This window comes from Paenibacillus sp. AR247, assembly GCF_002968895.1.
Classification (GTDB): Bacteria; Bacillota; Bacilli; order Paenibacillales; family Paenibacillaceae; genus Paenibacillus_AQ; species Paenibacillus_AQ favisporus.
This window is the reverse complement of record NZ_PCZT01000023.1, coordinates 71957-95872: the sequence shown is the minus strand read 5'-3', so window position 1 is coordinate 95872 and position 23916 is coordinate 71957. Positions and strand designations below refer to the sequence as shown.

The window sequence follows — 23916 nt, the reverse complement described above, 5'->3', positions numbered from 1 at the left end:
ACATGCTGGAGATAATAACTAAGCACGCATTTCCCCATCGTATTTCCAACATACGTTGCCCAAAGTTTTCCCATCTCCGCTGCCGTTAATTGTGATTGATCTGTTTTCACAAAACTCATTCCTTTTATGGTCTATTGGGAACCCATGCCTAGGATATCCAGCGACCAGCTTCGAAATACACTAAAAGTGCACCTTTATTAAGCACATCTCTCTCCTTCAAGTCCTTCGGACTGATACGGAAGAGGAACAAGTTGTCCAAAGGCTAACAAATTCTATGTAAATCAAGCATTCTATAAAACATTTACCGTTACTTATGGTACGGTTCAGCTTAACGGGTCTATCGGCGGAAAATGAGAAAGGGGCTGGCACGCCAGCCCCTTTCTTCCTCGGGTAGTTTATTTTATCCCAGTGTGTAATTTATATCTCAGCATCTTGGCGATTTAGAAATTGCCGAATCGATATATCTGTGCTTAGCCCAATGGCACGGCTATAAGCCAAGCGAGCATCTTCCTTCCGCTGCATCCGTTTGTATAAATGACCGGCAAGTGCCCAATAGGGCTGGTAGCTTACCACTTCTGCAGATGGAATGGCTTCTAGAAGCGCAATGCCGCGTTCCGATCCATAAGCCTCCGCCACTGCAGCGGCTCGGCCGACTAATGCGCCCAGTGTGGGAGATATACGAGTGAGGCCCTCGTATAACTGAGCAATCGCCTCCCACTCTGTTTGCCCAGTCCATAAACGATGTGCATGCACGGATTGGATCGCGGCCATGAGTTGAAAGCGTCCGATTTCACCGGCTTGTGAGGCGATATGCAGATAACGCTCCGCCTCCAAGATCATGCCTTGCTCCCATCGAGCACAGTCCTGCTGCGAGAGGGGAATATAGTTCCCCTCTTCATCATGCCGAGCCCCAACTCTTGCTTCACAGTGCAGCATGAGCGCCAACAGGCCGTTAACCTCCGGTTCGCGGGGGTTGAATTGGAGAAGCAGCCTTCCTAGATAGATCGATTCCTCTGCCAATCTCCTGTGAGGCGAATCGGCACTGGCTGCTTCGTCCCACCCGCTCCCGTAAGCAGCGTAAATAGCCTCCAGGATGGAATCGAGACGATTCGGGATTTCTTCAGCATCGGGCAATTCAAATGTGATGCGTTCGGTACGAATTTTGGCCTTTACCCGCGTCAGGCGCTGGCTCATGGTGGAGGGCTTGACGATGAAAGCAGATGCAATTCGGGCTGCATCGATTCCAAGCACCGTCTGCAGCATAAGCGGTGTGCGCATCGCAGGGTCAATGGCCGGATGAGTACAAAGAAACATCATCCGCAGCCGTTCGTCCGGGAAACCAGTGTTTGACGATGCGAGCCGCTGTGTATCCTCTGACATGGCAATCAGTGTCGGCAGCGCACTTTCGGAAACGCGGGTACGGCGTGCACGGTCGATAAGCCGCCTACGGGCGGCGGTAACCAGCCATGCCTCAGGCTTATCCGGAATGCCGATCTTCGGCCAAGTTTCTAACGCAGCGAGAAAAGCGTCCCCGATCGCATCCTCAACCGCCTGCAGGTCCCGCCAATTTACAGCTAAATAGGAGAGTAATCGGCCGTAAGCGTTACGAGCTGTTTGTTCAATAACTTGATGAGCTTCCATAGAGATGATTACTTCAGCGCGGGAAGGTTTTGTCTGACCTCCACCGTATCGACAGGCCCTCGAGCAGCCCACTCTAATGCAGTGTCCAGATCTGGAACATCAATCACGAATATTCCACCGAGCTGCTCTTTCGTCTCGGGAAACGGTCCGTCCTGAACCGCCATTTCACCGCCGCGCCGTTTCATCGTTGCAGCTGTCTCAGGAGCATGAAGCCCCGAACCAAACACCACGATTCCAGACTGTCGTAAAGCATGCACGTAATGCGTCCAGCCTGCCAGGTATTCTTGTTGCCGGGCTGGATCCATTCTAGCCGCAAAATCCTCCTGGCTCTCGTAAAACATTAGGGTGTAACTCATACAAAAACTCCTCCCTGTAAAACCGTATTGGAATTGGGTTGCACTATAATGTCGTATGGGCTGCTTCAATTTCTACATTACAAGAAAAATATTTATATAAAAAGCTGGAGTCATTTGGGATGCGCTCACGGGAAACCAAACGAAACCCCAAAGCCCCACAAAAAGTGCGCAGTGAATACAAAAGCCCTTAAATGTAAGCCATTTGCACTGGCTAATTTTGACATACAAAGCGAGCGAATGTTAGATTCTAAATAGATTGAAATAAAGACGAATTCTTTAATTTAGGTGGGCTTATGAGAAAAAAACTACAAATTTACATATCGTCTACTTACTATGATCTGATTGAGGAAAGACATACCGCTGTGGAAGCCATACTTCAAGCCGGCCATATCCCTGCTGGAATCGAGCAATTTTTCAAGGAAAGCCAATGAACATTAGGAAGAGATGGATCGATGAGTCCGATGTATATATCCTGATTCTCGGAGGATTCTATGGTTTGACGCTTCCTGATGAATCCAAAAGCTATACGCATTGGGAGTATGAGTATGCCGGAGAAGCGGGCAAACCCAGATTTGCTTTTGTTGTTACAGATGAAGCATTAAGACAACAGCCATACGACTTTACAGCGATTGAATACTATCAGGAGTTTCAAGAGTTTAAGCAAACGGTCATGGAACAAGTCCCGATCTATTATGTTGAGGATGTACGGCACATTAAAATGGTACTTCGTGATCAATTGCCGGGGTATGCAGCAAGAGACGATTTGCATGGTTGGGTTTCCGGTAAGGATATCCCGGACGTTCAAAAGCTTTTGGAAGAGAATGCAAGATTAAAGGCGGAGTTGGAGAAGAAGAAATGAAAGAGGGGTTAGGCACAACCAGCCCCGAATCCTAAAAAAAATCGCATCCTCCAAAGGGAGAACGCGATATCATACAGCTTGATTCCGTATTTCAACATCGTCATTTAATCTTTCGGGCAACCACCGCTAGCCGGCCGTTTTCGGTTGAGTACTCGCAAGTGGACAGTACAACAAGCTTGTCGCCATAGCGGGCTGTTACGCCCGTATCATAAAGAGCGAGTTTCTTGATGTTCTGTACATACGAATCGAACTCGGCGGGCGTACTTACATTTTCAATCTGGTAGTATTTAAAAACGTCGTCCGATTTGAGATAAACTTGCGACAGAATGACGGCTACAATTTCGTACTTTTCCTTTTCATAAAGCGTGCTGAACTGGAACGTAGTGTGCTCTTTATAAAAGTTTTCGTTCTTGTACTTCATTAAATCTTTAAACATCCAGCCGCTTTTCATGTGATGTCCATGAATCAGCAAAATGCTCGAACCATTGGCCCGACTATGCGCATCCAAAAAGGGGAGGCCGCCTTTGTTTTCCTTCTTATCGAAATCATGATTGAGATAGTACTCCGCATCCTGGGGATTCTGCATGACCGGGTACTCAATTCGGGTGCCGTCAATCTTCAGCCAGCCGACGATATCCGGATTCCTCTCGTAAAGCTCTCGAAATTCGGGAAGCATGACCGGCTTACCTGCCTTATTGGACAAAAGGGAGGGGATTGCATCCCCTCCGACTTTACCAGACCCTTCCTCCCTAACTTTTGTCAGCTCTTTGATTTTCTGCTGTTCAGCGTAATCTCGAAGGAGAGTCCTCGCAATACTGAAGAGAGAAAATACCAATACAAGTAGGGAAACGGCGATAAGAATCTTTTTAGTTATGCTCATTTTCTTACCGCCTTTCCGGTCACTGAATGTGCTTTTTCTTCTTGTTACCGATTAGGCAGAGCCCGATCGTCATCAAGGACATCAGCGCTAAAGCCATATAAAGGATAGGCGATACGCTGTTGTCTCCGGTTTTCGGAGCATCGTCCAGTTCGTTGCCGACGTTGCCGGTTCCGTTGTCGGTTCCGCTGTTACCATTGTTGGTTCCGTTGTTACCGTTGTCGGTTCCATTGTTACCGTTATCGGTTCCGCCGTTGCCGGTTCCGTTGTTGCCGTTGTCGGTTCCGCCGTTGCCGGTTCCGTTGTTGCCGTTGTCGGTTCCACTGTTACCGTTGTCGGTTCCATTATTACCGTTGTTGGTTCCGCCGTTACCGTTGTTGGTTCCGTTGTTGCCGTTGTCGGTTCCGCCGTTGCCGTTACCGGTTCCGTTGTTGTCGTTGTCGGTTCCATTGTTACCGTTGTTGGTTCCGCCGTTGCCGTTGTCGGTTCCACTGTTGCCGTTACCGGTTCCGTTGTTGCCGTTGTCGGTTCCATTGTTACCGTTGTTAGTTCCGCCGTTACCGTTATCGGTTCCACCGTTGCCGTTGTCGCCCCCACTGTTACCGTTGTCGGAGCCGCCACCGGAACGGATCGGCTTCATTGGCACATCGTATTTGATAATGTCATAATCGACAGAAATCGTATCGCTCCGATGCGTCTCATATCCGTCCTTCGTTACGATCAGATAGTAATCCGCGTCAGGAAACACCATGTATGCATAGAAGCCATTTGCGTCGCTATCCTGCTCGGGGCTCTTGTTGTTGTGCGGCGGGAAATTCGGGACCGGAGGAAGCGTTACTTTCGTATCCGGAGTGTGCCCGTTATCTCTATTCCGCTGCGTATCCGCATAATACAGCGTAACTTTGGCTCCATCAATTTTCTTGCCGTTGATAGCGTCTCCTGTCGTTTCATCATAAACCGTACCGTAAGGATCGACCAATTCCTCGGAAATATTCAGCTCTCCGTTTGCTTTCACGTCCAGTTGCGTCACCTTGAAGAGCAATTCCTGACCGTCCTCAGCTTCATAGCGAACTTCCATGGTGTACTTCTGCTCGGTTAGCCCTTCCATGGAGAAAGTGCCGTTTGAAGCCATCGGAAACGCCTTGGGACGACCGTTCTCTTGAATATAATTGCCGTCCTTGTCCTTCAAATAGATATACATCTGGCTGGTAAAAGAATCGTTGAATAGCTCTTTTGTTCCATCCAGCTGCTTGAACAGCACGATCCCTACCGCCGTAATGTCGGCCGGAACGGTCTCGTCTCTCACACTGCCGTCCACGTTTGCTTTTTGCGTGAACTCGACAGAGACATCTTTTCCGCCTACATGATACAGCTTCGTATAAGTGATCGTATAGTCCGTATCCGCTGCGGCCGGAATCGAATATTCACCCTTCTCATTCGTCCGAATCTTTTGCTGTTCATCGGTCTTCTTGTTCGTCACGATGATTTCCGCGTTCGGAATGACTTCGCCTGTATTGTTGTCGCGCAGCACGCCTTCCAGATATGGGCGGGTATTGACGAAGCGTGCTTCGGCCGCTTTCTTCTCCGGAATGGTGCCTGTACGAATGAAACTTTCAGGATCCGTCACATAGCCGTCTTCCGAATAATCATTCTGGATCACCTTATACTCGAGGCCCGTCGGAAGTTCATGCACAACGAGCGTCTGACCATTCGTAAGCTCGAAGGTGTCTCCACTCTTAATCAAACCATTGGTTTCGTCCGACTTCTCAAAAGTGTAAAATCCGTTCTCTCCCTCACCCGTGAAGGTGATCGTGTACTTGAACAGCTTCTTCTTGTCGTCTTCTTTACCTTTAACCGTGTTGCTGATGAGCAGACCGCCCTTTATGACTCGCACGTTTGTGAACGGGGCATTTTCATCTTTGCCCTCCATGACTCCTGTATAGTTTCGTTCCTCAGGAGTAGTCACGTAATCATCCGTTGTGTAGTCCTTTTGGGTAACTGTATATTTCAGATCTTTAGGCAGGTCCAAAATGTCCAGTGTCTCTCCATCCTTGAGCTTAAAGGTATCGCCGGACTTGATCGTACCTGTGCCGCCATCCGACTTCTTGTAAGAGTAGCTTCCGTCCCTGCCTGCACCCTCAAAGCTAACGGTGTACTCGAACTCCTTCGTCTTGTCGCCGCCGTTGCCCATGACCGTATTGCTCACGGTCAGCTTGTTGACGGTGCGCTCATTGATGAAGTCCGCCTTGTGGTCGCCTTTATCCGCAATTTTGCCGGACGATTCTCTCTCCGGCTTAGTCGTGTAACCGTCAACGGTCGTATAATCCCCCTCGATAACGGTATAAACCAGACCTGCAGGCAATGCCGGCAGCGTCATAGTTTGCCCGTGCTTAAGGGTAATCTTGTCACCGCTTTTGATCGTGCCAGTCGTATTATCTGACTTTTTATAGGAGTACTCTCCGCCCTTACCCTCGCCTTCGAAGGTTACGGTATACTCGAACTCTTTATTCGGATCGCTTCCGTTGCCTTCCACCTTATTGGTGATGGTCAGCTTGCCTTGGGCTGGCGTAGGTACGACCAGCGGATTATCAGAGGTTACTTTCACGCCGTCTACCCAGATGGGCTTCCCGGGCGTATTCCCTACGTACACCTGATACACATGGGTGATCGGCAGCCAGGTATTCAGATCAATGTAGGTTTCCTTCAGCTCGTAATAACCTGGATCCGGGAACAGTAGATTGAGTTTTCCTCCGCTATCTGTTGTTCCCTTAGCGATTTGAGTTCCGCCGTCTTTCTTATAGAGCGTAAACTCTACGCCTTTTAGCGGATTGTTGTTAGGATCCACCTTTTTCAGGGGCAGAAGGGCATTGGAGCTTGAACTGCCCGCTACGTCCGAACTGTCCAGCGTGCTTTCACTTTTGGCACTAACAGATTTCAGCTTGTCATCGCCCATCAGCTTTACCTCATTGCCCATTTTGTCGCCAGCTTTCGCTTTAGAAGGGTCAACCTCGGTTTGGTACACAAACTGGTAAAGCTTATTAGGGTTGTTCATTTTGAATATGAGAACCGTGGTGCCTCCCTCGCCTGGTGCAGCTTCTACCTGAACTTCACAGTTCGGGTCGCTGAGGTCCAGTGCTGCGCCCTCTCTTTCCAGAGCACCGCTGGCAGTCAATTTAGCAGGATAAACTGCCATACTGGGCGCTGTAAGCACAAGCTTTCCGTTTTCTTCATAGCGCAGATTCATACCTGCACCTAGGGTATCCTGCAAATAAACACCCTGCTCCATGTTGAATGGCGGGGTATAGTTCACCGTCCATTCCAGCACACCTGGAACGGGCTTAGTTACCGTCTTGCCCAGGGTCTGAATAGGTACAATAACTTTGCGCTGTTCGGTGAGGACCTTCTCCACCCCGCCCCATGTCATATGAAGGTCGGCTTTGTTATAAAGCACCTGCTTGTTTGTGCCGTTGGTGGTGTATTCCTCCAAATATTTCTCTAGAGCTGCATTGGAAGGTCTTGCCTTTACTAAAATGATATAAGGACTTTCCAATTTAGAAAAGGTGAACGTTCCCTCGTTTCCATTATGAGAAAAACTTACTACATGAGCACTAGTGCCTGGTTCAATAAGTGTTTTGGCATCATTTTTAACACCATATTCTGTACCCGAACCATTGTCCGAATATCCCTTCCAAAGCTCAAAATCTTTACCTTCAGAAAACGGCACGAATTCCCAACCTTCGGGCAGTGTGTCCACTAGCTTGATATTGCTAATTACTCGGCTACCGCCGTTCTTAGCCATTTTTTCTGTGTTGTACCCCGGCATATTGACACCTAGACGGAAAGTGACCGTCTTGGTTGTCCGGTCATAGGCCGAAATCGTCCATGCCTCATTGCTATCGTTTCTAATATAGCTGCTAACGTTATTTGGGATAACATTTTCAGGTGTACCATCTGCCTTTAATGGCTTCGACGCAAAGAGCATATCCTTGTTCAACATGCGCAGATGAAGATTAACAGAGTTTTGCGCAGCTTTTACGCTTTCTCCATCAATCAGTAAGGACCGATTCCATATTGTTTTTCCGGTCTCAATATTCTGCCTGAAGAGGACGTCTGGGTTAGTCTCAAGTGCACGGAAGCTGAAGGATGCAGCTTTGTCGTTGTATCCGGTTGCCTTGATCAAATCCGCCACCACATTACCGTTCACCGTTAAAGGAATAGCCTTCAAGGATAAGCCGTTTGCGCTTTTTAGGGTACCTTCGTCATACTGCTTCCATAGCTGAGCAGTATTAACATTTGCCTTGATTTTCGCAATCGTTTCTGGGCTAACCTCGCCAGTTTCATCTACAGCCTTGTCCAAGACGTTCAAATCTCCGCCATGCACGAGTACATCGTATACTACTGCATCTGGCAGAGCATATTGTGGAGTCAGATTCACCGTCCACGTGATACCGCCTAGGTTGTAATCTTCCATTAAAACAGTTCCATTTTTTGTGAAATCATGCGCACCGATAGTAACGGTTGCCTCGTCGGTTACTGCGGCAGGTCGTATACCGGTTATCACATCATTGTTCTGAATACCGCCTGGTGTGTCCAAATTCCAGTTGGCACGTGGCTCTATTTTGAAGTTGGAACCGCTTGTTACCTTACTCTTAATCACTAGTTCCACTTTACCATTAATATCCCCAAAGGAATAAACGCTGTTATCATCTGGTGTAATTGGTTGTACCTCAGATGCAGTGCCATCCTCCCATGTCTGCCATGTGGCTGACTCAAACTTCAGCCCAGCAGGTAACACATTTGTGATGGTAAAGTTCTTTAAACCTTTTTTGTTATACTGGTTAACAGTGACTTTCCATGTAATGGTTTCATTCGGATGGTCATACGAGGCGCTGGCTTGAATCCAGTCTGGAGCAAAAGAAATCTCTTGACCTGCACTCACTAAAACAGTGTCATCGACCTCTTTTAATCTCACTAAACCGTTCATGTCCCGATAGCTGCGCCCAAGATTCCCCGGTGGATTCTTGTATTCGTAATAGTAAGCTTCCTTTGGGATCCAAGTCTTAAACTCAACCTTTGGATCTATACCGGTACCCTTCGGGAAAATGTAGCTCAGTTTACCGTCAGCGTCGATATCCGGCTCTACCGCTATGTCGTTGACTTTGAAGGAGCCAGTCACATAGATACCACGGGCATTACCATTGCCAGTATTATAAGATGCAGGGTCCGTAAAAAATTTCTTCCCATCCAGCGGCAATTTGATTGTTTTATCAAACTGATCGAATGCAGATACGGTTGACTGCCAGGTAACCGCACCCTCAACAAATTGTGCGGGTTGAATTCCGCGATATCCATACTGATCCCACCTGATCATTCCGGGCGAGCTTAAAGTAATGCTGTATGCTGCTGTAACATCTGGATTCTTTAACTCATACGCTCCCCCGAAAATCGAGATAGGCTTTATATCGCCGTATTCAATTCCATTCAAATCCGAATTGGCGGTTGTTTCAAATCCGAAGCTAACCGCCTTTCCAATACCATTAAAAAAGCTGTCGTCACCATTAAATACAATCCTGATGCTATCCGGAGTGAAGGAGGCAATACCAAGCTGTTTCACACCCAATTCAGTTGTTGCCATCAAGGTTTTGGTAGCTGTCGGCAGCACCACTTCCTTGAAGTGGTCTTCTCTTTTTAGCTCAATCCAGTCACCCTTTTGTATGTATTTCTCAGGATCTGCATTAGTTGGATTTGGGTCATCACCATTCACTGGCAATTTTAGACCTTCAGATTTCAGCGTAAACTGCTGCCGGCCCTGAATCGTACCGCCTGGGGCAATGTCAGTTCCTTGCGTCACCTTCAGCGGAAAGGTTGAATTAGCCTCCATGAACACCGCCGTTTTATCCGTCGGAACTGCCGCCATAACTACGGAATTGATCGGCGTCTCAGTTACTGACGGCGGTTCTTCCGCGCTTGGCGGTTCGTTCGCGCTCGGCGGTTGGTCCGTGTTCGACGGTTCGTCCACGCTCGGCGGTTGGTCCGTGTTTGACGGTTCCTCCACACTCGGCGGTTGGTCCGTGCCCGACGGTTCCTCCACACTCGGCGGTTGATCCGTGCCCGACGGCTCGTCCACACTCGGCGGTTGGTCCGTGCCCGACGGTTCCTCCACGCTCGAAGGCTCGTCCACGCTAGGCGAATCGGCTTCGCTAACGGCCACTGCTCCCGAATTGTCTGGCGCACTCTCCGCAAATGCGGCAGCGGAGAACGCCACCGTCTGCAAGACAAGCATAATTGCCAAGCAGAAAGCGAGTATTGCTTTACCTATACTGCGTTTTCGTTTCAAGACACTTTTGTCCTCCATTCCCGAAACTAATGAAATTTTTGCGACTGTAGGATCATCGGTTCAATATCCTCAAACCGAATAGACAGCTTCTATTAGCTCGATCCCAACAGCCCTTTGCATCATCTAAATCTTGCAGAGTTCCCTCCTTTCCCCTCCTCCACAGATGCTGATAGGCCTAGTTGGTAACATGTAGTTGTGCTCTCTTCTCTTCCCGTTATCTGAGTTTCGCTGTGATCTATCATCACGAAATCTCCTCAGGTGTAGTGCATCAACATATGACCAGCCCATTTAATTCTGTCTAATTTTGGAGAATAAAGTCGACATGCGATGATTATACTCATTCCTACTGAATAATTACTGAATATTAACAGACTACGGATAAGATCACACTTTAGATGAAGCCCAACGCCTAGTAACCACCTTTACGAGCTGCGGAAAATGCTTCATATAGAATTGAGAAATGAGCGGGCAAACTTTAATAGAACGTTATTGGCTGTCTCTATCCGAAGCCATTTTCCAAAAAACACAAAAAGACCCGTAGGAAGTCATAATTCCGAACGAGTCTTTTGATTCTCTCTGACTAGCAATACACAACGGGCCTGGGCATGCGTGCCAACCTTTATAATGCGGTCCCTCGTTCCGTGGCATAATTCAATCCTAAGTGATAAGCTTGATTAAGCAGCATCTCATAATGCTTGGAATCGGAGTCCAAGGTCTCGTATAAAAATTCAACTTTGGAACTGGATACACCGCAATAATCTGCAATTCCCACATTGAGCAGATGAGTAATCATTTCATCGTAATTTCGCTTCTCCATCTGTTCTTTGGAAACACCCGCCAGACCAATCCACAAGACATGCTGATGATGAAGATGGTTCGAACCGTACGCAAACCCATTGTTCCATACACGGTCAATATAACCTTTCAGCATGGCTGGAAAATTCCACCACCAAACTGGAAAAATAAACGCCATGGCGTCGTGCTCCTTCATTCGCCTTATTTCCCTTTCCACCTCAGGAGAAAAGGACTGTTCGGCAGCAGACCAATCCGGTTCGTCTGCTCCTTGTAAAACCGGGTCAAAGCCAATCCCGTGCAAATCCAATATCTCATAGTCATGGCCGGCCTCGGCAAGACCTTGTACGAAACGATCGGCGACCTGAAAGGTCAGGGAATCTTTTCGCGGGTGCGAAACAACGCATAATACACTCATGCTTGTATCCTCATTCCTTTCTCAACAGCTAACTTGTAGCCATGATTAACGGCTGATGCTATTATAAACAGTGCCAAAATAACCTGGAAGTACGCACTTTCACGTTCTATAGGATCATACGGGTACCCTAGGAACATGGAAGTGCCCTGGGTAGATGCCCTAGAAGTTATGTTCTTAGCGAAAACACATCCTTTTTGCGGAGGAATCCAAGATGACTGAACAAAAGGAAAATCGCATTCGAGAGAAGTATAAAGTTGGGGTGGAGGCTGCATTAGAAGTAATGGGAGGGAAATGGAAACCTTTAATCATCTATCATTTGATGACAGGACCGAAACGGACCTCGGAACTTCGCCGGCTAATCCCCGGCATTACGCAGAAGATGCTGACCACTCAACTAAGAGGACTGGAAAAGGATGAGATCGTCGCACGCAAGATTTATCAAGAGATCCCACCTAAAGTGGAGTATAAGTTAACTCCCTACGGCTGGGGATTAAAGCCCGCGCTAGATCTTTTATGCTATTGGGGAGAGGATCACCTGGAAAAGGTTTATGGCGACAAATCCAAGGTTTTGGAAGAGTTTGAAAGCCGTACAAAGTAAATTATTAAATGTCCACACTTAAAAGAATGGGTATTCTGGATTACCAATGAAAAAAACACATCCTAAATTGGGATATAGCATTCTTCTAGATAAATCTACCTCTCCATGAAATGAGAGACTAATTGAGGTTTATCAATAGAAGAAGACTTTTCACCAAAGGGATGTGTTTTTCTGTCTTAATACCAGCTATGAATTACTTCTACATTATGAAGCTTTTGCCGCGACAGCCTTTTGAATTAACGCTTTAGCATCGTTATTGGAAAGACCTTGTTTAGGTTGAAGCAATTTTTTATCCGCTGCACTTAGAATACCTTTATCAATCAGAGTGGCCATAGATTTAACTGCGTAGGCAGAAACGGTTTTGCCACCTTCAAAACCTGCAATGATCGTAGCAGCGTTTTTATCAGAAACTGGATTGTTCAACAATTTAGCAAGAATGGTAGCCGCTTCTTCACGAGTGATATCACGATCCGGATTGAAGTTACCACCGTAGCCTTGAATGAATCCGGCATGAGCAGCTTCAGCGATGGCATCTGCATGGGCAGCGTCAGCAGCAACATCCTTGAATGCAGGTGCTGTAGCTACTTCGTTTAGCTTCAACATGTCTACTAAAGCACTCACAAATTCAGCACGAGAAATGACATCTGTGGTTACAGGTGTTTCCGGTTGTTCTGTAGATGCACCCAGGTTGGTAATGCGTCCTTCTGTTTTAGCCTGAATAGCGCCACCTTTAAATTTATCTACAATGTACTGATAGAATACATCCAGATCGATCGGACCGGCTAAGGATGATTTAGCATCCACCAGCACTTTATAGTTATCTCCGCCTGCTGCCATAAAGTTGTTAACTACAGCCGTATATGTTTTTCCAGGATCAATCGGTGTACCATCTTCAAGAGTGAGACTAGTCACACGTTCTGCAACTGGCTTGCTGAAATCTGCCGTATACTTTAAGCCAGAGATTTGTAGTGTTTTTGTGTTCGGTGTACCGTCCGCGTTTGTACCCCATTGCTGCTGCAGCAGGGTTTGAATTTGTGCACCAGTCAGCTCCAGTTTCACCAAAGTATTGCCAAAAGGTTGGATTTTAGCAAGATCAGCAAAGGTTACATCGCCTTGCGGCAGATCCGCACGAATCCCACCTGGATTCATAAATGCAAAGTCAGCAGCGCTTGCTTTATCACCAAAATCTGCTTGACGCATTGCATCTGCAATGAGGTTTCCAAGAGGGGCTTCGTTATTATAAGCATCTGTACGGGTCACAGAACCATCTGTCGTACCTACTGGCTTCGTTAGCTCAGGATGCTTGTCTAAAGATTTTTTAATAATAGCTAAAGATTCAGGGTCTTCTTTGACACCGTCTTGAAAAGTCGTTGTAACTGCAGCTGATTTTTCGGTTACATCCCCAGTCGTAGGGTCAATCATTAGCTTAATATCTTCAAATGCCGTACCATAAGAATAAGCCTGAACGATCAATTTTCCATTCACTTCACCATTAGCTAGGGCATGATTGTCACCTGCAACGATAACGTCAACCGGGGAATTGGCAGGCAAAGCTTTGGCCAAATCAGCCGCTTCTCCAGTGGTTACACCGTCTTTGGTTGTTGCTGGATCATGTGCCAGGACAATGATCGTTTCTACACCTTGATCTTGCAATTCTTTTGCATATTTATTAACGGCTGCAACTTCTTCTTCTGCGCTTAAGAACCGCACGCCTGCTGTACCCGCTGGGGATACTTTAGAAGGTGTCGCTTTCGTCACTAATCCGATAAATCCGATTTTGACTCCGCCCACTTCTTTAACCACATATGGCTTAATCAATGGTTTGCCTGTGGAGGTTTCAATGACGTTTGCATTTACATAATCAAATTTTGCGCCAGCATGAGTTACCTTGCCTTCTTTTGGATCCAGACCACCAAAGATTTGTGCTTTTAATGCAGCGATACCTTGGTCGAATTCATGATTGCCCAAAGAACCTACATCAAAGCCCATCATATTCATCCATTCCATCGTAGGCTCATCCCGATCCAGAGATGACACGGGGGCGGATGCACCAACAGAGTCTCCATTATGGAAGAGCAGGGAGTTTTCATATTTGGCTTGAGCTTCTTTTAAATATGTTGCTAGAATTGGAGCTGTTCCGACCTTTTTGTCACTAACTATCGATGTGGTGTCCAACTGACCGTGCAGGTCATTGATTCCAATCAAGTGTACTTCAACATCGTTGCCTGCAGCAGAGACAGAACCTACTGCGCCAAACAATTGGGAAAGTAATAGAGCAGTAGTAGCCACACGAATGGTGCTTTTACCCAGGACTTTTTTCCATGACATGAGTTATAAAACCCCTCTCCAATTTCTGATCCGGAGATATTTTAACATAAATCAAATCATGGAAGTTGTAGAATATATCAAATCTGTGTAAAAAATTTTGGGAGATTGGTAGAGAAGGAAACATGCCTATATCTGGATTTTCACCAAATCGAGCACTTCATCCCAGAGTTGAAAAGGTCAGGACGGACATTCACGACTGGAAGCACTTCATTACATTGAGGATTTACCACTTGGAGCATCTGCATTGTGGGGAACTGTACCTTCAAAAAATCTTACATGAAATCTAAGGCAGGGTTCTATAAGGCGGAATTTCCCCTCGTTGCTGCTCCATAATCAAAAGTACCCACAGCCCTACACCTTTTTCAAAGTGTCTAGTCTATGGGTACCGGTTTACACAGCACCTGGATTTATTATATAACCAGTCTGCCGTATGGGAGCCTATCGTTTTTTTACTGATGCCACTTCATAAGTTGTGATCTCACTTCCGAGAATTGGAGATTCTTTATTTGATGCCTCTGAACCTGGTTCTGGACGTTTATGTGCAGATTTAAAGGTATCGCTATTTCTCCAAGCTGTAAAGGAATCCATATTTTCCCAATACATGTTTACATTTAACTCATCGTAATCAGTTAAGTTCTGTGTCAACAATACTTCTACTTTGACAAAGCCCTCGAAAGTGTCTAGCGGGCCTGGTGCTGTAAAACTCGGCGCCATTACTGCGCCCATTCCTTTTTTCACTTTAATTCTGTTCGTGACGACGATCATCCTTACCATCTCCCTAAATTTTCAAATTTTAAATCGCTCACAAAATTAAAAGGATCTTAATGACACCTTAATGGATGGACTCCAGTTCCGCTAGAGATAATTTGCCATCTTCCATCCGGTATACCTTGTCGCAGTAGGTAAGCAGCCGCTCATCGTGTGTGACCATAATCGCCGCTTTGTGGCGTGTTCTCACCTCATGGGCAATCAAGGAGACAACTTCATGGGCGCGCTTGGTATCCAGGCTTGCTGTAGGTTCATCCGCCAATATGACATTGGGATCGTTAATTAACGCGCGGGCAATGGCGGTACGCTGCTTCTCGCCCCCCGACAGCTCCTCCGGGTAGCTCTTCAGCTTAGTGCCTAGACCAAGTTCTTCAAGCAACTTTATAGCCATCACTTTGTCTGCTGGACGGACCCTTCCCGACATCCGCTTTACGACAAGCAACTGATCTAGAACGTTCAGGTATGGAACCAAATTCGAGGCCTGCATGATGAAACCAATCTCGCGCAATCGGATATCGGATAGTTGTTTGCCTGACAGCTTCGATATGTCCTTCCCATTTAGTGCGACCTCTCCCTCGGAAGCTTTGAGCAGTGCACCCGCGATGGATAGGAAGGTACTTTTTCCAGAACCGGACGGACCTACCACTGCGACGAACTCACCTGGCTCCACTTTTATGGACACTCGGTCTAATGCCGCAATACGATTCAATCCTTCGTTGTAATACTTGGAAGCTGCTATTATTTGCAAGCCTTCAGTCATTACTCAACCCTCCCAAGCGCCTTAAGCGGATCAATTTTCGAAATCGTGCGAACGGATACCAACGAACTAAGCAATGAGATCACCAACAATACAATGGAATACGTGAGCACCAGCTTCGTATCCAGCATAAACGGCATGCTTTTGGGCATGATTGCCGCTGTACCATAAGTCAATAAGATGCCAACGATAATGCTTGAGAGCGACAAGACGAACACCTGTGAGACGACGGCTTTACCTAGGAATCCATTCTTGGCCCCGATCGCTTTCATAATCCCGAACTGGTTGGACTTCTGCATCGTGAATACATAGAAGAACACGCCAATGATGAATGCAGAGATCGCAAGCAGGAACGCAAGCATCATCATGATTGTGCCATTCTCTTCTTTGTATCCAGGCATTCCCTGTACCGCTGCCGCACGAGTAACCGTATCGGTACCCGAAAGCTGTTCATTGATAGTGTTCCGATCAATATCTTTACCTTGAAGCATCATCGCATTGACAGGGTCCTTGACTCCTTTGTCCGAGCCTGGTGCCGCAAACGCAAGCTTACGCCACTCTTCAATAGGTGTAAATACAGCTGCTACGTGGTTATACGTCTGATTCTTGACGAAGCCGACAATCGTCAACGATTCCGTCGAACCATCTAATTGGAAGGTGTCCCCTAGCTTAAATCCTTCGTCTTTCATCGTCTCATTAACGATGACCTTCGTCATCTGATCGGATGTCAGCCCCGTTCCTTCAATAATCGCCGGCTCAAGAAAGCTCCCCGGGTCAATTCCAATAATCGCTATATCTACTTTATCCTCATTCAACTTGCTACTCCCTTTGATTGCCGATGCCATGATGGTTCCCATAGGTGAAACGGCACTTACATTCGGCATCTCTGCTAATTTAGCTGACAAATCATTAGACAATAAAGACTTACTCATTGAAGCCATCGACCCTTGTTCGAAAACCACATAATCAGCCCTCATCGTTTTAAACGTCGAAGCCGCAAGCGTAGATAACCCATTCCCCAGACCTGACAATATAAACACCAACCAAGAAATAAGCACAAAAATGATAGCGATCATCAAAAACCTTGTCTTGCTGTGTCCCAGTTCCTTCAATGCCAAAAACATATGCTAATCCTCTCCTCAACACAAATAAATGACACACGTGTCAAATTAATCACATTCCGTCCGGTACGTAATCATTATAGGTTTTATATGACACACGTGTCAAATATATTTGTGCTCCTTATCGTCTTCCTACCCCTCCCAGCCACATTTGGTACAACAGCTTACTCCACTGAGGCGTAGGGATATTCATCATATTGGGAGTTTCAATCAGGTTAAAAAATACACCTATAATCGCAGGAAGTGGGATACTTGTATTCAAGTGTCCCTCTTCCTGAGCACGAGCAAACAATCGCTCCAGTTGATTTTTTAAAGTCACATGCGCTTGCTCAACAAATTCAAGATCATTGGCTGCAGCCGCAGAATTGGCTTTATTTATTTTATGAGCATATCCAAGCAATTGATGAAAACTAGCTTCCTCCAGATATACATCTAGCACATGTTGAAGGGCATTCATGCAATCCGTTTCATCAATAGCCGACGCCTTCTGTAGTACATTTTCCATTGATCGTTTCATACATGCAGCCACTATCTCTTCTTTGTTGGCATAATATTGGTAAATCGTGCTTCTTGCTCCAACTAGGCTCTTAGATAACAACTTAAGTTGAAACCCCTCATAACCGTATTCGAGAAGCACTCTCTTGGTTTGGTCAAGCAACTCTGATTTTGTAAAAGCCTGCTTTCTTCCCATGTTCATCACCGTCCCTAATTGCTAGCCGCAGTCTACATTGTAACAAAAATTTCTCCCTATTTGTGATACGGTTCTCCCCGATTGATCTTCACCGCGCGATAAATCTGCTCCACCAGCACCAGCCGCATCAGCTGGTGCGGCAGGGTCATGCGCCCGAAGCTCAAGCGCTGCTGAGCGCGGCGCAGCACCTGATCGGAGAGCCCGTGGCTCCCTCCGATCACGAACACGACATGGCTCGTCCCGTAGGTGCCGAGCCGGTCGATCTCGGCGGCCAGCTCCTCCGAGCTCCAGAGCTGGCCGCCAATGGCGAGCGCGATCACATGCGCGCTCTCTTTGATGTGCGCGAGGATGCGTTCGCCCTCGCGCTCCTTCACGATCGACACCTCGGCATCGCTCAAGGTGTCAGGGGCCTTCTCGTCCGCGACCTCCACCCTCGTCCGCGACCTCCACCATCTGAAATTTTGATGTAAGGCGTCAGCCGCTTGGCGTATTCCTGGATGCCCTGCACCAGATACTTCTCCTTCAGCTTGCCGACGCCGATAATTTGAATCAGCATGAATATCCCTCCACCTATCTTTTTACGTGCCTTGAATATATGAAGCACACCATAAGGGCTTATATTCTCCAAATCTGCTCGCCAAACCGTCGATATCACCGATGATCTTCGCCTTAAAAAGCTCCCTTAAAGAACAGCCCTTCATCGAACTATCAAATTGCATTTCACGAACCCTACCCACTCTTCCAAAAAGTAAAAAGAGCGTGTCTCCACGCTCTCCCCATCGCTATTCATCTCTTCATAGCATTTCCTGCTAACCCTGCGGCTACACGACCAGGAACTTGGCCGGCTGTTCGCAGTGCGCGCACTGTACGGGCGGGTCCCAATCGGAGAACTCCGTCTCCTTCAGGTCCACGATATCCGGCGCGTCCTCGTACTCGTCGACGAACATATCGATCGCGAGCTCCACATGGTCTTTACAAACGACAAACATAAAATGGCATCCCCTTACAATTGCACACAATGTACGTATTTCTGGCTGATCAATTCCGAAAACCTATGACTCTCATTATATCCGGTTTTGGGCCGGATCACACGTCCTATTTTAAGAGTCCGGCTTGTCGGCGAGCTTGACGTCCACGGTCTCCTGCTGGCCTGCACGGTAGAAGGTGACCTTGAGCATGTCGCCGATCTTCACTTTGTCATACAGGTACTTCTTCAGCTCCAGCGTAGTCTTGATCGGGTCCCCGTTGAACTCCGTAATGACGTCATTCAGCTTGAGCCCCGCATCCTTGGCAGGTCCGATAGCGTCCAGCACGACCACGCCGTCTTTCACGTCCGCCGGAAGCTTCAGCTCCTTGCGCTGATCTTCATCCAGCGGGGCGTACGGATTGTTCAGGTCCACGGTGTACACGCCCAGGTAAGGACGTGAGATTTTGCCGTATTTCATCAGCTCATCCACCGTCTTCATCACCTGATCGACCGGGATGGCAAAGCCCAGGCCTTCCACACCGGCATCGGAAATCTTCATCGTATTGATGCCGATCACTTTGCCGTTCAGATCCACCAGCGCGCCGCCGCTGTTCCCTTCATTGATGGCCGCGTCGGTCTGGATCACTTCCTGCTCCCAGTCGTACACGCCGTCCTGGTTCAGCGACACCGGCACGACCCGGTTGGTGTAGCTGATGATGCCGGACGTCAGCGTATCCCCGAGCCCGAGCGGATTGCCGATGGCGAACACCGTCTCACCTAGGCGCAGCTTCTTAGAGTCGCCCATTTCGGCCACATCGGCAATGTTCTTGTCGTCCACCGACAAGACGGCGATATCCGTTACTTTATCGGTACCGACGAGCGTTGCCTTTTTCATGTCCCCGCCGACCGTCATCACTTCCAGATCCTGTGAGCCTTCAATGACGTGGTTATTGGTGATGACATAAGCTTTGCCGTTCTCCTTCTTGAAAATGACCCCTGATCCGAGCGCCGAATCCTCCAGGTCGGCCGTCCCCTTGTCCGCGTCCTTCGCATCTTTATAGTTCACGATGCTGACGACGGTCGGGCGGACTTTGGCCGCTGCCTGAACGAGCCGGTCGAACGGATCTCCGCTGCCGTCCAGCGGGGTTGAAGTAACGGCACTGACCGCCGCCGTCTCCCTTGTATGGGAAGGAAGGCCGGTGATGAGGCTGAACAGGAGCACCGCCACCACTGCACTGATGACGGAGCTGACCGTCGCCACGAACAGCGTGGACGTCCCCCGGCTGCGCCTGCTTCTGCCCCACACCCGCTGTGCGGGATATACTTTGCGAAGGCTTCGCCGTTTGGAAATTTTGGTCGAATAAAAATCGTCACGAAACAGCCCCATGTGATCCTCTCCCCTTTGTTGTAACGCATCCCGAAAATCTTATGAGATTCATCCATACAGATGCCTTTGACGAGAAATGAAAAATATCCTTCGCCAATGGCCGATCTGTATAACTAATGACGTGGCGGCATGTTCTTATAAGCTTCTAATCGTTCAGACTGCCTATACTACTAATAACTGCTTCCAGCTCACCAAGGTTGCACGAGGCAGACCCTTTATTTTTTACATCACCACATTGGGCCGAATCTAAGCAGCAAATTTAAAGCGTTGAAGTCTCAGTCACTCACATTCGTATGTATGGAATTCACCCACGTTGACTTCGGATTCTCTTTCTATATAGATTGAACTAAAGTTGCATTGAACTTCCTGCTATAACAGCCCGATAGGCGGCCTATAACATTCATTCTTTAGCCTATTCTATACAGCATATGAGATTTATTTTCATAGAAACAGGAATGTTTCCGGCATATACAGACTAGAATAAAAGTAAAGCCTGATGAAACTATGAAAAAGGCGAAGCATGACCTGCTATGCTGCAGGCTGGACACCAGTCAAACCCGCTGTATGCAAGCCCTCGCGGACATTCATGCGGTATAGTTATTGTAACATAAGTGGGGCGGTTGCCCTAATCTTTTATCGCTTGCGTCATTGGTGGGTTATGGAATTGAAACGATGTTGAAAAACAAGGAGGAACGGACTCATGGAACGATTTCCGTCTTCGATGGACTATGTGAATATGATGGCCAAGCTGGGGGATTTAAAGGACGAGCACTACCGCAATACCCTTGCCTTAAGCACGATCATTGAACTGCTCATTGACAAGGGCATTCTCACCCGTGACGAGGTAGAGAGAAAAGCGGCGGAGCTCGACGCCTTTATGGCTCACTCACCTTATCCCACGGTGTAGGCCGGTCGTAGTACGTGTCGCACAGTTTAAACTCACTGTCTTTATAAAAGCATCCCCGGTCTTCCATCCCGGTACGCACGGTCATTTTGGCCAAATCCATCTGATTATGGTCGGCCAAATCCATCTGATTATGGTCCCGGCTTAAATGCGCCAGATAGGTGCGCTTCAGGTCTCCCGTCAGCAGCTCGCTCATCGCCTCGCCTGCGGCATCGTTGGACAAGTGCCCAAGGTCGCCCAGAATGCGGCGCTTGGTGTTCCACGGATAACGGCCCATCCGCAGCATCTCAATATCGTGATTCGCCTCCAGCACGAGCACGTTCGAGCCGCTGATGGCCTGCTTCACCTTATCGCTCATATAGCCCAGGTCCGTAGCCACGCTCAGCTTCTCGTCCCCGTCGTAGAAGCAGTAGCCTACCGGCTCTGCCGCGTCATGTGAGATTTGAAAAGACTCCACCCGCAGCGATCCGAAATCCCGCACTTCGCCGCTGTCCATCACGACACGGTTCTCCTCGGCAATTTTGCCGACAGACTTGTTGATCGCCTCCCATGTCTTCTCGTTGGCATAGATCGGCAGATCGTATTTGCGGGCCACGGCACCGAGCCCTTTAATATGGTCGGAATGCTCATGGGTGACAAGAATCCCGTCAAGTTCCTCTCCCGACAGCTCCCGCTGCTCCATCAGCTCGTCGATCCGCTTGGCGCTAAGCCCGGCATCGATCATCAGCGTCGTCTCTTCGTTTCTTACCACGGTTGCGTTCCCCGTCGATCCGCTCGACAGAACGGTAAAAGATATGCCCATCATCCCTGCTCCTTTCCCTCTTCATCCTTGGGGCTGTTCACGGTCACGTCGCCGCTGATCCCCTGTACATAATAAATTTCTCCGCTCTCCAGCGTGAACCGCCATGATGGCGCAGCCACCTGGCTCTCCGAGTTAAATACCTGGCCGTAATAGCCCAGCTGAATATCCTTTATGGACGAACCTTCCGGGATAAAAGCGTCCACCAACCGTTTTAGTGCCCCGGATGCCGGCAAAATCTTCTGCTCCTGCTCGTCCTCCATCGGGGCGATCTCCACCAGCGACTGGCGGTAGGACACGATTTTCTGCTCGCTGTAGTACAGCTCGAGCTGATCGTTGAACAGCGGCCATTTCCCGTCCACCAGCGTATGCATGACGAATCGGCCTGCAGCGCCCGCAACTTTCACCCGTTCCAGCTCCGCTTCCGTCATCTCCTGACTCGCCTGAGGATCATACCGGTAATTGCCGAACTCGGGAATCTGGTCGCCCAGGGCGTCCACAAGGTCGGTACCCATAAAGATCAGCTTGCTCTCGACCGGCTTCTTCAGCGTGACCGGCTTGCCGATGCTTTCCCCGCTCACGTAGTGGTAGGAGATTTTGGGCAGCGCGGGCGTCATACTCGGAATCGGGCACAGCAGCTGAATCGATTTTTCCTCCATCGCCTTCTGCGTGCTGTCCGCCAGGGAGGCAAAGTCCAGATTGGTGTCCGCCTGTTCGCGCACGTCGGCCCACAGCTGGTAACCCAGCACTAGGTTCAGCAGCAAAAAAGCGTAGATCAGCACATTTTTGGCCCGTCCCCAATCCATCCCTTGCCCTCCTTTACCCGAAATTTGATCCCGCATGGTTCCCCATAGCTTCGGCTAACCTCGACACGCGATCCATTCGATCGTTATGAAAATGGAGCTTTGCTCCTTCTAATCGACCTTTCATGCTAGATGCTGCATCCGTTATTGCCCCTAAATACAGCAGCAAGATATAGATTGGGAGGCAGAATTCCCTGCTACTCCCACCTTACGCCACTCTTTTCCATCGGTCAACCCGCATCATGCCAAGCCTGGCGTCCTTTTAGCGGATCACCGTCACGGCGCCGCTCTCCTGCTTCACCGCCCAGACCGGCGTCAGCTTCAGCCCTGTCCCGGTCTTGGTCAGCTCCGGCAAATACGCCGGATATAGATCCTCGATCGCCGAGTCCTTGTTGATCCGGCTCAGCTTCTCCTTGAGCTCGGCACCGCCCGGCAGCTTCACCATCGTCTTGTGCTGCTCTCCGGATTTCATATAGATCAGGGAGCGCTCATAGGCTGACACGGTGCCCTGCTGCAAGTTCAACCGGATCGTGCCGTAATGGAAATTAAGCGTGTCCAGGATCGGATAGGCGCCGTAATACTGCTGGAACACGATTTGGCTGCGTTCCTCTCCGGTACCCGACTGACCGAGCCGGTAGGTTCCGTTCCAGCCGCCATGCTCGTTGACGAAGTCAACGGCGGCCAGCGCATCCTTCCCGTCGCTGCTCTCGCCCGCCGGCGGCGCGGCCGGATCGGTGTAGCTGATCCACTTCTGCTCCTGCCGCACCTGGAGGCTCCGCTTGCTGTCCGTATAAATCTCCGATCCGTCCTTTTCCTGGATGTAACGGGTAATGCCGGGGTCGAAGAAGAGGCTCTGCTGCATCTGTTCCACCGTATATACGCCGATATTGATTTCAGCCTCCACCATCTGGATGGACGACTGCGGCACATAATACTTGCCTCCCGCCTCCGAGGAGTAGGCCGTCCATTCCTTGCCAAAATCGACATGCTGCTGCACGTCCTGCACGGTCAAGTCAACTTTGCCGGCTTCATAGACGACATCGCCTTCCGTACTGAAGAACATCGCATGCGTCTTGGAATCGTTTGGCGATGTGTAAATCCAGATCCGGTTGATCCGCTCGGCTTCAAACAGCGAGTCCGGCGCGATCTGCATGACGCGCTGGAGCAGCGATACCGGGATCCCTGATCCGAAGGTCAGCTCGATCCCGGGATCCTCATTGCGGATCTTGTTCCAGTCCGTGTTCTCCACCGGACGGCGCTGGAAGCTCTCGAAGCTGCGTCCCTTCAGACGCGAGTAGATCAAGTTGTAGAACGTGGAGTTCGGGTAGAAGACCGTATGCTTGCCTTCTCCCATATGAATCTGCATTTTATCTGGATAAATCAGGTTCTCGGCGCTCTCCTCCGGTACCCATGTTGTCCGTCTTGATATAATTGTTTTCCGTTTTGGCGATCGAATCCCCGCCTGGCAGCCGGTAAATCAGGTAATAGCTCTGCACCAGGCTGCCGGCAACGA

18 protein-coding genes and 2 pseudogenes are annotated in these 23916 nt (G+C 48.7%); 3 read left to right on the top strand and 17 right to left on the bottom strand.

Annotated elements, in window-relative coordinates; all coding sequences use genetic code 11:
• The 3 genes from CPT76_RS42340 to CPT76_RS29410 form a co-directional block, all read right to left on the bottom strand.
• The coding region (locus tag CPT76_RS42340) for a hypothetical protein (RefSeq protein ID WP_374954747.1) at window positions 1–74 on the bottom strand (74 nt) is incomplete at its 3' end.
• A gap of 343 nt (window positions 75–417) precedes the next feature.
• Window positions 418–1641 carry an RNA polymerase sigma factor gene (locus CPT76_RS29415; protein ID WP_105445396.1) on the bottom strand — a complete coding sequence of 408 codons (1224 nt, stop codon included), beginning with the start codon at window positions 1639–1641 and terminating at the stop codon, window positions 418–420.
• A gap of 8 nt (window positions 1642–1649) precedes the next feature.
• Entirely contained in the window at window positions 1650–1997 is a 348-nt protein-coding gene (locus CPT76_RS29410) for a YciI family protein (RefSeq protein WP_105445395.1), read from the bottom strand.
• Between the two features lie 293 nt (window positions 1998–2290).
• Between CPT76_RS29410 and CPT76_RS29405 the strand changes: the two are divergent.
• Window positions 2291–2856 (top strand): annotated as a pseudogene (locus tag CPT76_RS29405) (DUF4062 domain-containing protein).
• A 100-nt stretch (window positions 2857–2956) separates the two neighbouring features.
• Here the strand turns inward: CPT76_RS29405 and srtB are convergent.
• The 3 genes from srtB to CPT76_RS29385 all read right to left on the bottom strand — a co-directional run bounded on the left by srtB (window position 2957) and on the right by CPT76_RS29385 (window position 11280).
• Window positions 2957–3736: a class B sortase gene (srtB, locus tag CPT76_RS29400; RefSeq protein WP_105445394.1), complete on the bottom strand. Its 780-nt coding sequence runs from the start codon at window positions 3734–3736 to the stop codon at window positions 2957–2959.
• 19 nt (window positions 3737–3755) lie between these two features.
• Window positions 3756–10070, bottom strand: a complete 6315-nt coding sequence (locus CPT76_RS29395) for a DUF7601 domain-containing protein (protein ID WP_258168924.1) — start codon at window positions 10068–10070, stop codon at window positions 3756–3758.
• A 619-nt stretch (window positions 10071–10689) separates the two neighbouring features.
• Window positions 10690–11280, bottom strand: a complete 591-nt coding sequence (locus CPT76_RS29385; RefSeq protein WP_105445392.1) for an NAD(P)H oxidoreductase — start codon at window positions 11278–11280, stop codon at window positions 10690–10692.
• 211 nt (window positions 11281–11491) lie between these two features.
• Here CPT76_RS29385 and CPT76_RS29380 point away from each other — a divergent pair, with 211 nt between their 5' ends.
• Window positions 11492–11878: a winged helix-turn-helix transcriptional regulator gene (locus CPT76_RS29380; RefSeq protein ID WP_105445391.1), complete on the top strand. Its 387-nt coding sequence runs from the start codon at window positions 11492–11494 to the stop codon at window positions 11876–11878.
• A gap of 204 nt (window positions 11879–12082) precedes the next feature.
• Here the strand turns inward: CPT76_RS29380 and CPT76_RS29375 are convergent, their stop codons facing one another.
• The 8 genes and pseudogenes from CPT76_RS29375 to CPT76_RS29340 form a co-directional block, all read right to left on the bottom strand.
• Window positions 12083–14206, bottom strand: a complete 2124-nt coding sequence (locus tag CPT76_RS29375) for a 5'-nucleotidase C-terminal domain-containing protein (protein ID WP_105445390.1) — start codon at window positions 14204–14206, stop codon at window positions 12083–12085.
• A gap of 438 nt (window positions 14207–14644) precedes the next feature.
• Window positions 14645–14971 carry a heme oxygenase gene (locus tag CPT76_RS29370; protein WP_105445389.1) on the bottom strand — a complete coding sequence of 109 codons (327 nt, stop codon included), beginning with the start codon at window positions 14969–14971 and terminating at the stop codon, window positions 14645–14647.
• A 67-nt stretch (window positions 14972–15038) separates the two neighbouring features.
• Window positions 15039–15734: an ABC transporter ATP-binding protein gene (locus tag CPT76_RS29365; RefSeq protein ID WP_105445388.1), complete on the bottom strand. Its 696-nt coding sequence runs from the start codon at window positions 15732–15734 to the stop codon at window positions 15039–15041.
• A complete protein-coding gene (locus CPT76_RS29360) occupies window positions 15734–16855 on the bottom strand; it encodes an ABC transporter permease (RefSeq protein ID WP_105445387.1) in 1122 nt (373 codons plus the stop codon). Before CPT76_RS29360 ends, CPT76_RS29365 begins: the two co-directional genes overlap by 1 nt.
• Before the next feature lie 118 nt (window positions 16856–16973).
• Complete coding sequence (locus tag CPT76_RS29355) at window positions 16974–17543, bottom strand: TetR/AcrR family transcriptional regulator (protein WP_105445386.1); 570 nt, start codon at window positions 17541–17543, stop codon at window positions 16974–16976.
• Window positions 17544–17599: 56 nt separating this feature from the next.
• Window positions 17600–18099, bottom strand: a pseudogene (gene rlmH, locus CPT76_RS29350) (23S rRNA (pseudouridine(1915)-N(3))-methyltransferase RlmH).
• Window positions 18100–18364: 265 nt separating this feature from the next.
• Window positions 18365–18532 carry a CxxH/CxxC protein gene (locus CPT76_RS29345; RefSeq protein ID WP_076172419.1) on the bottom strand — a complete coding sequence of 56 codons (168 nt, stop codon included), beginning with the start codon at window positions 18530–18532 and terminating at the stop codon, window positions 18365–18367.
• Between the two features lie 111 nt (window positions 18533–18643).
• Window positions 18644–19897, bottom strand: a complete 1254-nt coding sequence (locus CPT76_RS29340; protein WP_105445385.1) for a S1C family serine protease — start codon at window positions 19895–19897, stop codon at window positions 18644–18646.
• Window positions 19898–20597: 700 nt separating this feature from the next.
• Here CPT76_RS29340 and CPT76_RS29335 point away from each other — a divergent pair.
• Complete coding sequence (locus CPT76_RS29335) at window positions 20598–20804, top strand: hypothetical protein (RefSeq protein ID WP_105445384.1); 207 nt, start codon at window positions 20598–20600, stop codon at window positions 20802–20804.
• On the opposite strand, the gene CPT76_RS29330 is transcribed toward CPT76_RS29335, so the two are convergent.
• The 3 genes from CPT76_RS29330 to CPT76_RS29320 all read right to left on the bottom strand — a co-directional run bounded on the left by CPT76_RS29330 (window position 20773) and on the right by CPT76_RS29320 (window position 23757).
• Window positions 20773–21603, bottom strand: a complete 831-nt coding sequence (locus CPT76_RS29330) for an MBL fold metallo-hydrolase (RefSeq protein ID WP_105445383.1) — start codon at window positions 21601–21603, stop codon at window positions 20773–20775. The genes CPT76_RS29335 and CPT76_RS29330 overlap by 32 nt on opposite strands.
• Window positions 21603–22406: a two-component system regulatory protein YycI gene (gene yycI / locus CPT76_RS29325; RefSeq protein ID WP_076172427.1), complete on the bottom strand. Its 804-nt coding sequence runs from the start codon at window positions 22404–22406 to the stop codon at window positions 21603–21605. Before yycI ends, CPT76_RS29330 begins: the two co-directional genes overlap by 1 nt.
• Window positions 22407–22665: 259 nt before the next feature.
• A complete protein-coding gene (locus CPT76_RS29320) occupies window positions 22666–23757 on the bottom strand; it encodes a YycH family regulatory protein (RefSeq protein WP_308737688.1) in 1092 nt (363 codons plus the stop codon).
• Window positions 23758–23916 lie beyond the last annotated feature (159 nt).